This window comes from Enterobacter cloacae complex sp. GYL001 (assembly GCF_049237125.1).
GTDB classification, from domain to species: domain Bacteria; phylum Pseudomonadota; class Gammaproteobacteria; order Enterobacterales; family Enterobacteriaceae; genus Enterobacter; species Enterobacter hormaechei_C.
This window is the reverse complement of record NZ_JBMKGW010000004.1, coordinates 42,563-55,720: the sequence shown is the minus strand read 5'-3', so window position 1 is coordinate 55,720 and position 13,158 is coordinate 42,563. Positions and strand designations below refer to the sequence as shown.

The 13,158-nt window shown below is 59.2% G+C and carries 13 protein-coding genes; 12 read left to right on the top strand and 1 reads right to left on the bottom strand.

The window, feature by feature from the left end:
* The first annotated feature begins 2 nt into the window (after positions 1-2).
* The 12 genes from hpaD to yjiA all read left to right on the top strand — a co-directional run bounded on the left by hpaD (position 3) and on the right by yjiA (position 11,502).
* On the top strand, positions 3-854 hold the full coding sequence (gene hpaD, locus ACOTWU_RS09995; RefSeq protein WP_024908288.1) for a 3,4-dihydroxyphenylacetate 2,3-dioxygenase: 852 nt from the start codon (positions 3-5) through the stop codon (positions 852-854).
* A gap of 9 nt (positions 855-863) precedes the next feature.
* A complete protein-coding gene (locus ACOTWU_RS09990; protein WP_126498714.1) occupies positions 864-1,244 on the top strand; it encodes a 5-carboxymethyl-2-hydroxymuconate Delta-isomerase in 381 nt (126 codons plus the stop codon).
* Between the two features lie 154 nt (positions 1,245-1,398).
* Positions 1,399-2,202 carry a 2-oxo-hept-4-ene-1,7-dioate hydratase gene (gene hpaH, locus ACOTWU_RS09985; RefSeq protein WP_126498715.1) on the top strand — a complete coding sequence of 268 codons (804 nt, stop codon included), beginning with the start codon at positions 1,399-1,401 and terminating at the stop codon, positions 2,200-2,202.
* 9 nt (positions 2,203-2,211) lie between these two features.
* Complete coding sequence (gene hpaI, locus ACOTWU_RS09980) at positions 2,212-3,006, top strand: 4-hydroxy-2-oxoheptanedioate aldolase (protein ID WP_015572592.1); 795 nt, start codon at positions 2,212-2,214, stop codon at positions 3,004-3,006.
* 21 nt (positions 3,007-3,027) lie between these two features.
* Positions 3,028-4,371: a 4-hydroxyphenylacetate permease gene (gene hpaX / locus ACOTWU_RS09975; protein WP_017383852.1), complete on the top strand. Its 1,344-nt coding sequence runs from the start codon at positions 3,028-3,030 to the stop codon at positions 4,369-4,371.
* Complete coding sequence (gene hpaA, locus ACOTWU_RS09970; RefSeq protein WP_126498716.1) at positions 4,343-5,233, top strand: 4-hydroxyphenylacetate catabolism regulatory protein HpaA; 891 nt, start codon at positions 4,343-4,345, stop codon at positions 5,231-5,233. Before hpaX ends, hpaA begins: the two co-directional genes overlap by 29 nt.
* A gap of 195 nt (positions 5,234-5,428) precedes the next feature.
* Complete coding sequence (gene hpaB, locus ACOTWU_RS09965) at positions 5,429-6,991, top strand: 4-hydroxyphenylacetate 3-monooxygenase, oxygenase component (protein WP_010427196.1); 1,563 nt, start codon at positions 5,429-5,431, stop codon at positions 6,989-6,991.
* 17 nt (positions 6,992-7,008) lie between these two features.
* The gene (locus tag ACOTWU_RS09960; RefSeq protein ID WP_017383854.1) at positions 7,009-7,518 is read left to right on the top strand and encodes a 4-hydroxyphenylacetate 3-monooxygenase reductase subunit; all 510 of its coding nucleotides are present in this window, start codon (positions 7,009-7,011) and stop codon (positions 7,516-7,518) included.
* Positions 7,519-7,638: 120 nt separating this feature from the next.
* Positions 7,639-7,896, top strand: a complete 258-nt coding sequence (locus tag ACOTWU_RS09955; protein WP_017383855.1) for an HTH domain-containing protein — start codon at positions 7,639-7,641, stop codon at positions 7,894-7,896.
* A 219-nt stretch (positions 7,897-8,115) separates the two neighbouring features.
* Positions 8,116-10,269, top strand: a complete 2,154-nt coding sequence (locus tag ACOTWU_RS09950; protein WP_047637740.1) for a carbon starvation CstA family protein — start codon at positions 8,116-8,118, stop codon at positions 10,267-10,269.
* A 65-nt stretch (positions 10,270-10,334) separates the two neighbouring features.
* Positions 10,335-10,538 (top strand): YbdD/YjiX family protein, encoded by a 204-nt coding sequence (locus tag ACOTWU_RS09945; protein ID WP_003856610.1) that lies wholly within the window; start codon positions 10,335-10,337, stop codon positions 10,536-10,538.
* Positions 10,539-10,548: 10 nt separating this feature from the next.
* The gene (gene yjiA, locus ACOTWU_RS09940; protein ID WP_063151197.1) at positions 10,549-11,502 is read left to right on the top strand and encodes a GTPase; all 954 of its coding nucleotides are present in this window, start codon (positions 10,549-10,551) and stop codon (positions 11,500-11,502) included.
* 55 nt (positions 11,503-11,557) lie between these two features.
* Here yjiA and ACOTWU_RS09935 read toward each other — a convergent pair whose 3' ends face one another.
* A complete protein-coding gene (locus tag ACOTWU_RS09935) occupies positions 11,558-12,916 on the bottom strand; it encodes an esterase-like activity of phytase family protein (protein WP_126498717.1) in 1,359 nt (452 codons plus the stop codon).
* Positions 12,917-13,158: the final 242 nt, after the last annotated feature.

The window sequence follows — 13,158 nt, the reverse complement described above, 5'->3', positions numbered from 1 at the left end:
TCATGGGAAAATTAGCGTTAGCGGCAAAAATCACCCACGTCCCGTCGATGTACCTCTCTGAGCTGCCGGGCAAAAACCACGGCTGCCGCCAGTCGGCCATCGACGGGCATAAAGAGATCAGCAAGCGCTGCCGCGAGCTGGGCGTGGACACCATTATCGTCTTCGACACCCACTGGCTGGTGAACAGCGCGTATCACATCAACTGCGCGGACCATTTTTCAGGCGTCTACACCAGCAACGAGCTGCCGCACTTTATTCGCGACATGACCTACGACTACGACGGCAACCCGGAACTCGGCCAGCTGATCGCCGACGAAGCGGTGAAGCTTGGCGTGCGCGCCAAGGCGCACAACATCCCGAGCCTGAAGCTGGAGTACGGCACGCTGGTGCCGATGCGCTACATGAACGCGGATAAGCACTTCAAAGTGGTCTCCATCTCGGCGTTCTGCACGGTTCACGACTTCGCCGACAGCCGCAGGCTGGGCGAGGCCATCGTCAGTGCCATCGAAAAATACGACGGCACCGTGGCGGTGCTCGCCAGCGGCTCGCTGTCGCACCGCTTTATCGACGACCAGCGCGCGGAGGAAGGGATGAACAGCTACACCCGCGAGTTTGACCGCCAGATGGACGAGCGGGTAGTGAAGCTGTGGCGCGAGGGGCAGTTCAAGGAATTTTGCAGCATGCTGCCGGAGTACGCCGACTACTGCTACGGCGAGGGCAACATGCACGACACGGTGATGCTGCTGGGAATGCTCGGCTGGGACAAATACGACGGTAAGGTGGAGTTTCTCACCGAGCTGTTCGCCAGCTCCGGCACCGGCCAGGTCAACGCTGTTTTCCCGCTGCCCGCGTAAGGAGCCACCATGCCGCATTTTATTGCTGAATGTACCGACAACATCCGCGAGCAGGCCGACCTGCCGGGGCTGTTCGCCAAAGTGAACGAGGCGCTCGCCGCCACGGGCATCTTCCCCATCGGCGGCATCCGCAGCCGCGCCAACTGGCTGGACACCTGGCAGATGGCCGACGGTAAGCACGATTACGCCTTTGTGCATATGACGCTGAAGATTGGCGCGGGGCGCAGCCTGGAGAGCCGGGAAGAGGTCGGTGAAATGCTGTTTGCGCTGATTAAAGATCATTTCGCAGCGCTGATGAACAGCCGGTATCTGGCGCTGTCGTTCGAGCTTGACGAGCTGCACCCCACGCTTAATTACAAGCAGAACAACGTGCACGCGTTGTTTAAGTAGCCGTTTGCTCGCCCGGTGGCGCTGCGCTTACCGGGCCTACAACGGCCCCAAACCGTAGGCCGGGTAAGCGCAGCGCCACCCGGCAACAGCAGCACCGAACCGTAGGCCGGGTAAGCGAAGCGCCACCCGGCAACAGCCGCACAAAGGATACGCCATGCTCGACAAACACACCCACACCCTGATCGCCCACCGTCTGCATCAGGCGGAACAATCCCGGGAGCAGATCCGCGCGATCTCGCTGGAGTACCCGGAGATCACCATTGAAGACGCCTACGCCGTCCAGCGCGAATGGGTGAGCCTGAAAATCGCCGAAGGCCGCGTGCTGAAAGGCCACAAGATCGGCCTCACCTCCAAAGCGATGCAGGCCAGCTCGCAGATCAGCGAGCCGGACTACGGCGCGCTGCTGGACGATATGTTCTTCCACGACGGCAGCGACATCCCCGTGGATCGCTTTATCGTCCCGCGCATCGAAGTGGAGCTGGCCTTCGTGCTGGCAAAACCGCTGCGCGGCCCGAACTGCACGATCTTCGACGTCTACAACGCCACGGATTACGTCATCCCCGCCCTGGAGCTGATCGACGCCCGCTGCCATAACGTTGACCCGGAAACCCAGCGCCCGCGCAAGGTGTTCGACACCATCTCCGATAACGCCGCCAACGCGGGCGTGATCCTCGGCGGCCGCCCGATTAAACCCGACGAGCTGGATCTGCGCTGGATCTCCGCCCTGCTCTACCGCAACGGTGTGATCGAAGAGACCGGGGTCGCCGCAGGCGTGCTTAACCACCCGGCAAACGGCGTGGCGTGGCTGGCGAACAAACTCGCGCCATACGACGTGCAGCTTGAGCTAGGCCAGATCATCCTCGGCGGCTCGTTTACCCGCCCGGTTGCCGCCAGCAGAGGCGACACCTTCCACGTCGACTACGGCAACATGGGCTCCATCAGTTGCCGCTTTGTGTAGGAGTGCACCATGGAAAACGCATTTAAGACCGCGCTGAAAGCCGGAAAACCGCAAATCGGCCTGTGGCTGGGGCTGACCAGCAGCTACAGCGCTGAGCTACTGGCCGGGGCCGGTTTTGACTGGTTGCTGATCGACGGGGAGCACGCGCCGAACAGCGTGCAGACCGTCCTGACTCAGCTCCAGGCCATCGCCCCTTATCCCAGCCAGCCGGTGGTGCGCCCGTCGTGGAACGATCCGGTGCAGATCAAGCAGCTGCTGGACGTGGGGGCGCAAACCCTGCTGGTGCCGATGGTGCAAAACGCCGACGAAGCCCGTCTGGCGGTCAGCGCCACCCGCTATCCGCCTGCCGGCATTCGCGGCGTCGGCAGCGCGCTGGCGCGGGCGTCGCGCTGGAACCGCATCCCGGAGTATCTGCATCAGGCTAACGACGCCATGTGCGTGCTGGTGCAAATCGAAACTCGCGAGGCGCTGAAAAACCTGCCGCAGATCCTGGACGTGGAAGGGGTGGACGGCGTGTTTATCGGCCCGGCGGATCTGAGCGCCGACATGGGCTTCGCCGGTAATCCGCAGCACCCGGAGGTGCAGGCCGCCATTGAACAGGCGATCGCGCAGATCCTCAGCGCGGGCAAAGCGCCCGGCATCCTGATGGCGAACGAGCAGCTGGCAAAACGCTATCTCAGCCTCGGCGCGTTGTTTGTCGCGGTCGGCGTGGATACCACCCTGCTCGCCCGCAGCGCCGAAGCGCTGGCGGCCCGCTTTACCGACGTCACCACAGCAGTTGATAACAATAAATCCGTCTACTAAACGTACGATGTGGAGCGCAACATGACGACCTCAACCCTGCATAATAAAGCTGTTGAACATCGCGTTATTAATAAGCTGTTCCGTCGTTTGATCGTGTTTCTTTTTATCCTGTTTGTTTTCTCGTTTCTCGATCGCATCAACATCGGCTTTGCCGGGCTGACGATGGGCAAAGATCTGGGCCTCACGTCAACCATGTTTGGCCTGGCCGCGACGCTGTTTTACGTGACCTACGTGCTGTGCGGTATCCCCAGCAACATCATGCTGGCGAAGGTCGGCGCCCGCCGCTGGATCGCCGGGATCATGGTGGTGTGGGGCATCGCTTCTACCTGCACCATGTTCGCCACCAGCCCCGAAACGCTTTATGTCCTGCGCATGCTGGTGGGCATTGCCGAAGCCGGTTTCCTGCCAGGCATTCTGGTCTATCTCACCTGGTGGTTCCCGGCGTATCACCGCGCCCGCGCCAACGCGCTGTTTATGATCGCCATGCCGGTGACCATGATGCTCGGCTCGATCCTCTCCGGGTACATTCTGGCGATGGACGGGCTGTGGAACCTGAAGGGCTGGCAGTGGCTGTTCCTGCTGGAGGGGCTGCCGTCGGTGGTGCTCGGCGTGGTGACCTGGTTCTACCTTAACGACACCCCGGCACAGGCCACCTGGCTGGATGATGACGAAAAGCAGGCACTCAAAACGATGATCGCCCGCGAGCAGGAGCTGGCCATTGCGCACGCCGCCACGCCGCGCTCGACGCTGCGCGAGGTGCTGACGCCCGCCGTGCTGCTCTACACGCTGGCCTACTTCTGCCTGACGAATACGCTGAGCGCGATCAACATCTGGACGCCGCAGATCCTGCAAAGCTTCAACACCGGCAGCAGCAATATCGTGATTGGCCTGCTGGCGGCGATCCCGCAGTTTTGCACCATCCTCGGGATGATCTGGTGGAGCCGCCGCTCCGACAGGCTGAAAGAGCGAAAAAAGCACACCATCCTTCCGTATCTGTTTGCAGCGGCGGGATGGATGCTGGCCTCGGCGACCGATCACAGCCTGATCCAGCTGCTTGGCATCATCATGGCCTCAACCGGATCGTTTACCGCCATGGCGATATTCTGGACCACGCCGGATCAGGTTATTAGCCTGCAATCCCGCGCGGTGGCGCTGGCGGTGATCAACGCCATCGGCAACGTCGGGTCTGCCGTCAGCCCATTGCTGATAGGTATTCTGCGCGACGCGACCGGCAGCTTCAGCTCGGGACTGTGGTTCGTGGCGGGTCTGCTGGTGGTGGGCGCGCTGGTGCTGACGCGCATTCCGATGACGCAGCGGGATCAACAGAGGAACGATCATGTGCCAGAGCCCCATCGCCAACATTGATATCAGCAAGGATTACGACGAAAGTCTGGGCACCGACGATGTGCACTACCAGTCGTTCGCCCGCATGGCGGCCTTTTTTGGCCGCGACATGCAGGCGCACCGCCACGACCAGTATTTTCAGATGCATTTTCTCGACACCGGGCAGATTGAGCTCCAGCTCGACGACCACCGTTACTCGGTGCAGGCGCCGCTGTTCGTGCTAACACCACCGTCGGTGCCGCACGCGTTTATTACCGAATCCGACAGCGACGGCCACGTGCTGACGGTACGCGAAGATCTCATCTGGCCGCTGTTAGAAGTGATCTACCCCGGTACGCGGGAAGCGTTCGGCCTGCCGGGGATCTGCCTGTCGCTTGCCGACAGGCCTGACGAGCTGGCGGCGCTGAAGCACTACTGGCAGCTGATTGCCCGGGAATCCACGGAACAACTGCCCGGTCGCGAGCATACGCTGGTCCTGCTGGCCCAGGCCGTTTTTACCCTGCTGCTGCGCAACGCGAAGCTCGACGACCACGCGTCAGGCGGCATGCGCGGTGAGCTGAAGCTTTTTCAGCGCTTTAACCAGCTGACAGATGCTCATTACCACGAGCACTGGACGGTTCCGGAGTATGCCAGCGAATTGCATCTCACCGAATCTCGCCTGACCGATATCTGTCGCCGCTTCGCAAACCGCTCGCCGAAACGGCTGATCTTCGACCGCCAGCTGCGGGAAGCCAGGCGTTTGCTGCTGTTTTCCGACAGCACAGTGAGCGAAATTGCCTGGCAGCTGGGGTTTAAAGATCCGGCCTATTTCGCCCGTTTTTTTAACCGACTGACGGGGTGCTCACCCAGCGCATACCGGGCGCAGAAAGTACCGGTTTCCTGAACGCATAACGGTTCGTAGGGCGGGTAAGCGCAGCGCCACCCGCCGAAAAGCCGCACAGATCACAAAACCACCTCTCACCCGAAAAGTACCTGCCGTTGTCCCAATCGTCCCTTCACGTTCCGCCCGTCTCAAGCTTCAATTAAACAACAAAAACAAAACATAAATTTAACAACCATCTTCCGATACGAGGTCCCTATGAAGCCTGAAGATTTCCGCGCTGATGCCAAACGTCCGTTAACCGGTGAAGAGTATTTAAAAAGCCTGCAAGATGGCCGTGAGATTTATATCTACGGCGAGCGCGTTAAGGACGTCACTACCCACCCGGCATTTCGCAATGCGGCGGCGTCCATCGCCCAGATGTACGATGCCCTGCACAAGCCAGACATGCAGGATACCCTCTGCTGGGGTACCGACACCGGCAGCGGCGGCTACACCCATAAATTCTTCCGCGTGGCGAAAAGTGCCGACGATCTGCGCCAGCAGCGTGACGCCATCGCCGAGTGGTCGCGCCTGAGCTACGGCTGGATGGGGCGTACGCCGGACTACAAAGCCGCGTTCGGCTGCGCGCTCGGCGCTAACCCTGCCTTCTACGGTCAGTTCGAGCAGAATGCCCGCAACTGGTACACCCGTATTCAGGAAACCGGCCTGTACTTTAACCACGCCATCGTCAACCCGCCGATCGATCGCCATAAACCGGCGGACGAGGTGAAAGACGTTTACATCAAGCTGGAGAAAGAGACCGACGCCGGGATCATCGTCAGCGGCGCGAAAGTGGTGGCCACCAACTCGGCATTGACCCACTACAACATGATCGGTTTTGGTTCTGCGCAGGTGATGGGCGAAAACCCGGACTTCGCGCTGATGTTCGTCGCGCCGATGGATGCCGAAGGGGTGAAGCTGATCTCCCGCGCCTCTTACGAGATGGTGGCAGGGGCGACAGGCTCTCCGTACGACTACCCGCTCTCCAGCCGCTTTGACGAGAACGACGCCATTCTGGTAATGGATCATGTGCTGATCCCGTGGGAAAACGTGCTGATCTACCGTGATTTCGACCGCTGCCGTCGCTGGACGATGGAAGGTGGCTTCGCCCGCATGTACCCGCTTCAGGCCTGCGTGCGTCTGGCAGTGAAGCTCGACTTCATCACCGCTCTGCTGAAGAAGTCGCTGGAGTGTACCGGCACCCTCGAGTTCCGCGGCGTGCAGGCGGATCTCGGCGAAGTGGTGGCATGGCGCAACATGTTCTGGGCGCTGAGCGACTCCATGTGCTCCGAAGCCACTCCGTGGGTAAACGGCGCGTATCTGCCTGACCACGCGGCGTTACAGACCTACCGCGTGATGGCGCCAATGGCCTATGCGAAGATCAAGAACATCATCGAACGTAACGTGACCTCGGGGCTGATCTACCTGCCGTCCAGCGCGCGGGACCTGAACAACCCGCAGATCGACCAGTACCTGGCGAAGTACGTGCGCGGCTCCAACGGGATGGATCATGTCGAACGCATCAAGATTCTGAAACTGATGTGGGATGCCATCGGCAGCGAGTTTGGCGGACGTCACGAGCTGTACGAAATCAACTACTCCGGTAGCCAGGATGAGATCCGCCTGCAATGCCTGCGTCAGGCGCAAAGCTCCGGCAACATGGACAAGATGATGGCGATGGTTGACCGCTGCATGTCCGAGTACGACCAGCACGGCTGGACGGTACCGCACCTGCACAACAACACTGATATCAATATGCTGGATAAGCTGCTGAAATAACGCAGCGGGAGGTTTCAATGCAATCTGAAGAACGCCTGCGTTTTCGCGACGCGATGGCCAGCCTGTCGGCGGCGGTGAATGTGGTTACCACCGAGGGCGATGCGGGTCGCTGCGGCATTACCGCCACCGCCGTCTGTTCGGTCACGGACACCCCGCCCTCGGTCATGGTCTGCATCAACGCCAACAGCGCCATGAACCCGGTCTTCCAGGGCAACGGCAAACTGTGCGTCAACGTGCTGAACCACGAGCAGGAGATCATGGCCCGCCACTTTGCCGGGATGACCGGCATGGCAATGGAGGAGCGCTTTGCTCTCTCCTGCTGGCAGAAAGGACCGCTGGCGCAGCCGGTGCTGAAAGGCGCTCTGGCAAGCCTGGAAGGTGAGATAACCCAGGTGCAAACCATCGGCACCCATCTGGTCTACCTTGTAGAGATTAAGAACATCATCCTCAGCAGCGAGGGGCACGGCCTGATCTACTTCAAACGCCGTTTCCACCCGGTGATGATGGAGATGGAAGCCGCGATTTGATCCCGTTGCACAAAAAAACGCTAAGGTTTCCGCAAAGGTGCGCCGTTAACTATCCATAAGATAAATTTTCCGGGGCGGCTGGCAACGTCGTCAGCCGCCCCCTTAACGCTGGAAAGTCTTATGGCCCCTTCACCCCGAAGCCGCTCGGCTGAACGTCTGGTTGAAATCATTATTGCCCTGCATCGCAACGGAAGCGTTAATCGCCGCGATCTGATGCAAAAATTTGGCATTACCGAACGCACGGTGTACCGCGATTTACAGGCGCTTTCCCCGATTATTGAACACGACGGCAAAGGGCGCTATCAGCTGCTGCCCGCGTATCAGCCCTGCCGCTGCGTGCACTGCCCTGAAGCGAACGACAAAAGCCCACAGGGCTAAATTATTCTCAGTGATCTCAATCACATATTTTCTCCCACCGGGGGTGAGCCTTAACCACTCACCCTCGCTTTTGACCGCTCACGCATCGCTTTCAACCACTCACCCATTTACCGTGCTTTACACGCGCGAGGATCTGGCACGATCGCTCCAGCATTAATCAATACCTCCTCACAACGAACCCTGACCCTTTTTTCTTTACATAAAAAACCAGGTCTTATTATGGATACTAAAAAACTACTTAAGCACGTGCCCTGGGCCATCCTCGGGATCATCGGTGCTTTCTGTCTGGCGGTTGTCGCATTACGCCGGGGCGAGCACGTCAGCGCCCTGTGGATCGTGGTCGCGTCTGTTTCCTTCTACCTTGTGGCTTATCGCTACTACAGCTTGTACATCGCGCAGAAGGTTATGAAGCTCGACCCGACGCGCGCCACCCCGGCGGTTATTAACAACGACGGCCTGAACTACGTGCCAACCAACCGTTACGTGCTGTTTGGTCACCACTTTGCCGCTATCGCCGGTGCAGGCCCGCTGGTCGGCCCGGTGCTGGCCGCGCAGATGGGCTACCTGCCGGGTACGCTCTGGCTGCTGGCGGGCGTGGTGCTGGCGGGAGCGGTGCAGGACTTTATGGTGCTGTTTATCTCCTCGCGCCGTAACGGTTCGTCGCTGGGCGAAATGATCAAAGAGGAGATGGGCCGCGTGCCAGGCACGATCGCCCTGTTCGGCTGCTTCCTGATCATGATCATCATCCTGGCGGTGCTGGCCCTGATCGTGGTGAAAGCGCTGGCCGAAAGTCCGTGGGGCGTCTTCACCGTCTGCTCTACCGTACCGATTGCGCTGTTCATGGGCATCTACATGCGCTTCCTGCGCCCTGGCCGCGTTGGCGAGGTGTCTGTCATCGGTATCGTGCTGCTGGTCGCCTCCATCTACTTCGGCGGCGTGATTGCGCACGACCCGTACTGGGGTCCGGCGCTGACCTTTAAAGACACCACCATCACCTTCGCGCTGATCGGCTACGCATTCATCTCAGCGCTGCTGCCGGTGTGGCTGATTCTGGCTCCGCGTGACTACCTGGCAACCTTCCTGAAAATCGGCGTTATCGTCGGGCTGGCCATTGGTATTGTGATCATCAACCCGGAGCTGAAAATGCCGGCGGTGACGCAGTACATTGACGGTACCGGTCCGCTGTGGAAAGGCGCCCTGTTCCCGTTCCTGTTTATCACCATTGCCTGCGGTGCCGTGTCTGGCTTCCACGCGCTGATCGCCTCCGGCACCACGCCGAAGCTGATGGCCAACGAAACCGACGCGCGCTTCATCGGTTACGGCGCGATGCTGATGGAATCCTTCGTGGCGATCATGGCGCTGGTTGCGGCGTCGATTATCGAGCCTGGCCTGTACTTTGCGATGAACACCCCGCCGGCGGGTCTCGGCATTACCATGCCAAACCTGCATGAGATGGGCGGCGAAAATACCGCGCTGATCCTGGCGCAGCTGAAAGACGCCAGCGCGCACGCGGCGGCGACCGTCAGCTCCTGGGGCTTCGTGATTTCGCCTGAGCAGATCATGCAGACCGCGAAAGACATCGGCGAACCGTCCGTGCTGAACCGCGCAGGTGGCGCGCCAACGCTGGCGGTGGGTATCGCACACGTGTTCCACAAAGTGCTGCCGTGGGCGGACATGGGCTTCTGGTACCACTTCGGTATTCTGTTTGAAGCGCTGTTCATCCTCACCGCGCTGGATGCCGGTACGCGTGCAGGCCGCTTCATGTTGCAGGATCTGCTGGGTAACTTCGTGCCATTCCTGAAGAAAACCGACTCTCTGGTGGCCGGCGTTCTGGGCACTGCGGGCTGCGTAGGCATGTGGGGTTATCTGCTGTATCAGGGCGTTGTTGACCCGCTGGGCGGCGTGAAGAGCCTGTGGCCGCTGTTCGGCATCTCTAACCAGATGCTGGCGGCCGTGGCGCTGGTGCTGGGTACCGTTGTCCTCGTGAAGATGAAACGCACCAAGTACATCTGGGTCACCGTGGTGCCTGCGCTGTGGCTGCTGCTCTGCACCACCTGGGCGCTGGGTCTGAAATTGTTCAGCACCAACCCGCAGCTGGAAGGCTTCTTCTTCATGGCTAACCAGTACAAAGAGAAGATTGCCGCAGGCGGCGCGGATCTGACCGCGCAGCAGATTGCCAACATGAACCATATCGTGGTGAACAACTACACCAACGCGGGTCTGAGCATTCTGTTCCTGGTGGTGGTGTACAGCATTATCTTCTACGGCATCAAAACCTGGATGAAAGTGCGTAACGTTGAGGGCCGTACGGACAAAGAGACCCCGTACGTACCGGTGCCGGAAGGCGGCGTGAAGACCTCCTCACACCATTAATTAAGCATGTTACTGTAGGCCCGGTAAGCGTAGCGCCACCGGGCTTCTTCTATCTGGAACCCTCAATGTTTGGTAACTTAGGCGAAGCAAAAAAATACCTCGGTCAGGCGGCGAAAATGCTGATTGGCATTCCGGACTATGACAACTACGTTGAGCATATGAAGACCAACCATCCGGATAAGCCGTACATGACCTACACTGAATTCTTCCGCGAGCGTCAGGAAGCGCGCTACGGCGGAAGTGGAGAAGGCGGCGTCCGCTGCTGCTAAAGGAGAAACCATGACCCCGATTGCCGTTACCCTGCTGACCGGTTTCCTCGGCGCCGGTAAAACCACCCTGCTGCGCCACATTCTGAACGAGCAGCACGGCTTCAAAATCGCCGTCATCGAAAACGAATTTGGCGAAGTCTCCGTTGACGATCAGCTGATTGGCGACCGCGCCACGCAGATCAAAACCCTGACCAACGGCTGCATCTGCTGCACCCGCTCTAACGAATTAGAAGACGCCCTGCTGGACCTGCTCGACAGCCGCGATCGCGGTGACATCGACTTCGACCGACTGGTGATCGAGTGCACCGGCATGGCCGACCCCGGCCCGATTATTCAGACCTTTTTCTCCCATGAGATCATTTGCCAGCGCTACCTGCTGGACGGCGTCATCGCTCTGGTGGATGCGGTCCATGCCGACGAGCAGATGAACCAGTTCACCATCGCCCAGTCTCAGGTTGGCTACGCCGACCGCATCCTGCTGACCAAAACCGACGTGGCGGGTGAAAGCGAAAAACTGCGCGAGCGCCTGACGCGCATTAACTCGCGTGCGCCCATTTACACGGTGACGCACGGCGATATCGATCTCGCTCAGCTGTTCAACACCAACGGCTTTATGCTGGAAGAGAACGTCACCGCGAAACCGCGCTTCCACTTTATGTCCGACAAGCAAAACGACGTGACGTCGATTGTGGTGGAGCTGGACTACCCGGTGGACATCAGCGAGGTCTCCCGCGTGATGGAGAACCTGCTGCTGTCGTTTGCCGACAAGCTGCTGCGCTATAAAGGGATGCTGTGGATCGACGGCGAGCCGAACCGCCTGCTGTTCCAGGGCGTGCAGCGCCTGTACAGCGCCGACTGGGATCGCCCGTGGGACGATGAAGCGCCGCACAGCGTGATGGTGTTTATTGGAATACAGCTGCCGGAAGAGGAAATTCGGGCAGCGTTTGCGGGGCTGAAGAAATAACCGCACCGATTATCCCCTCTCCCCCGCGGGGAGAGGGTTAGGGTGAGGGGGAAACTTATTTCAACGCCTCCGGCAGCGTCACAATCCACAGCTCGCTGTCGGACTCCGGTTTCTTCAACGGCTTCACGCTGAGGGTGGTTTCAACCGGTTTGTCATCCAGCTTCAGCGCCCCCTGCGCGTTCACCCGATAATCCTTGAGCTTCTTGCCTTCGACTGGCTTCTGCATCGCCACCTTCACGCCAAAGTCATTATCGTTCGCCACTGCCAGCGTTTTGCTGTCAATCAGCGCCAGCCCTTCGGCCTTTTCCTGCTGCCAGCCCAGCGCACGCAGATCGACTACCTGCGTTTTTTCCGCAAGGGTGATGCCGCGCTGCGCCAGCGTTTTCTCATCATCAAACTCCGGGTATTCGCCCGGCTTGTCGAAGGCGGCCAGATCGCTCGCCTTGCTCAGATCCACCCTGTAGATGAGGTTACGCATTGCGTCGTTTTTATCCTCACCCTGTTCTATCAGCAGGATGGTGTGGTTATCCAGCGCCACTATGTCACCGATTTTGGCGTCGCTGTTTTTGCTGTAGGCCGCGCTGTCGATGGGGTAGCCGTACATCGCGGTTTTCCCGGTCGCCGGATCGAAGCTGACCAGACGCGTAAACAGCGCCTGTTTTTTGCTCTTCCCGTCGATATCCAGCGTGCTTTGCACGGCGGCGATAATGCGTCCGTCCGGCATGCGGGTCAGCCCTTCAAAGCCCCGGTTTGCCTGACGCCATTTGATAACGTTTGGCAGACCGCCCGCGATGGATTTCTCCCCTTCCGTCGCCTGCGGACCGTGGATCGCGAGGATTTTCCCTTTACTGTCGACGTTAATCAGGAACGGGCCATACTCATCGCACAGCCAGTAGCCGCCCTTCCCGTCCGGCGTGATGCCTTCCGTATCCAGCCCGCGGTTATCGCCTTTCAGCACTTTTAAGGTGTCGCTTAGCGCGACTTCATTGGTAGATCCAATCACGCCGCTTTGCAGCGGCAGGCCGTTGATCTCGCCTTTATCGTCATACAGCGGTCGCGCGTCCACGGCCTCCGCTTTGCCGTTTAGCACACGGATCGTCAGCAGCATCGGGGCGAAATCCGGGGTAACAAAGATTTTGGCATCGTTTTTCCCCATTTTTGGCGAATCCGCGTTAGGACCGCGATCGGTCACGGTCGCAAACGTCAGCGCATCGCCCTGCTTGCCCGTGAATAACAAACCCGAACCAATCCCCACCGGGAGCCCGTTCGGGAATGCGCTGGCAAACGCACCGCTGTATTTGACATGCGCGCCTTCGGGAAAGCTGACGACGTAGCGCTCCGCGGTTGGCTGTGCCGCCAGGCCAGAGAAAGAGAGCGCACAACCGATTAGCACAGGAATAATTTTTCTTTTCATATTGTTAGCATCCAGTAAGTGAAGCCAACAACGTAATGAAGAAACGTGTCAGAAAAATGACATGTAATGGCAACGAAGCGGCGCGTACGGACGTATATCAATCACCAGAAATGTAAACCTCTGTCTTTATCTGTGTCAGCTGAAATACTTTTGGAAATTATTAGAAACCCAATTAATTCATGGCGAAGGACTATTTGCGCCTCGTTCATTTTACGTTTAGCCAGGAATGTAAACTGTCCCTA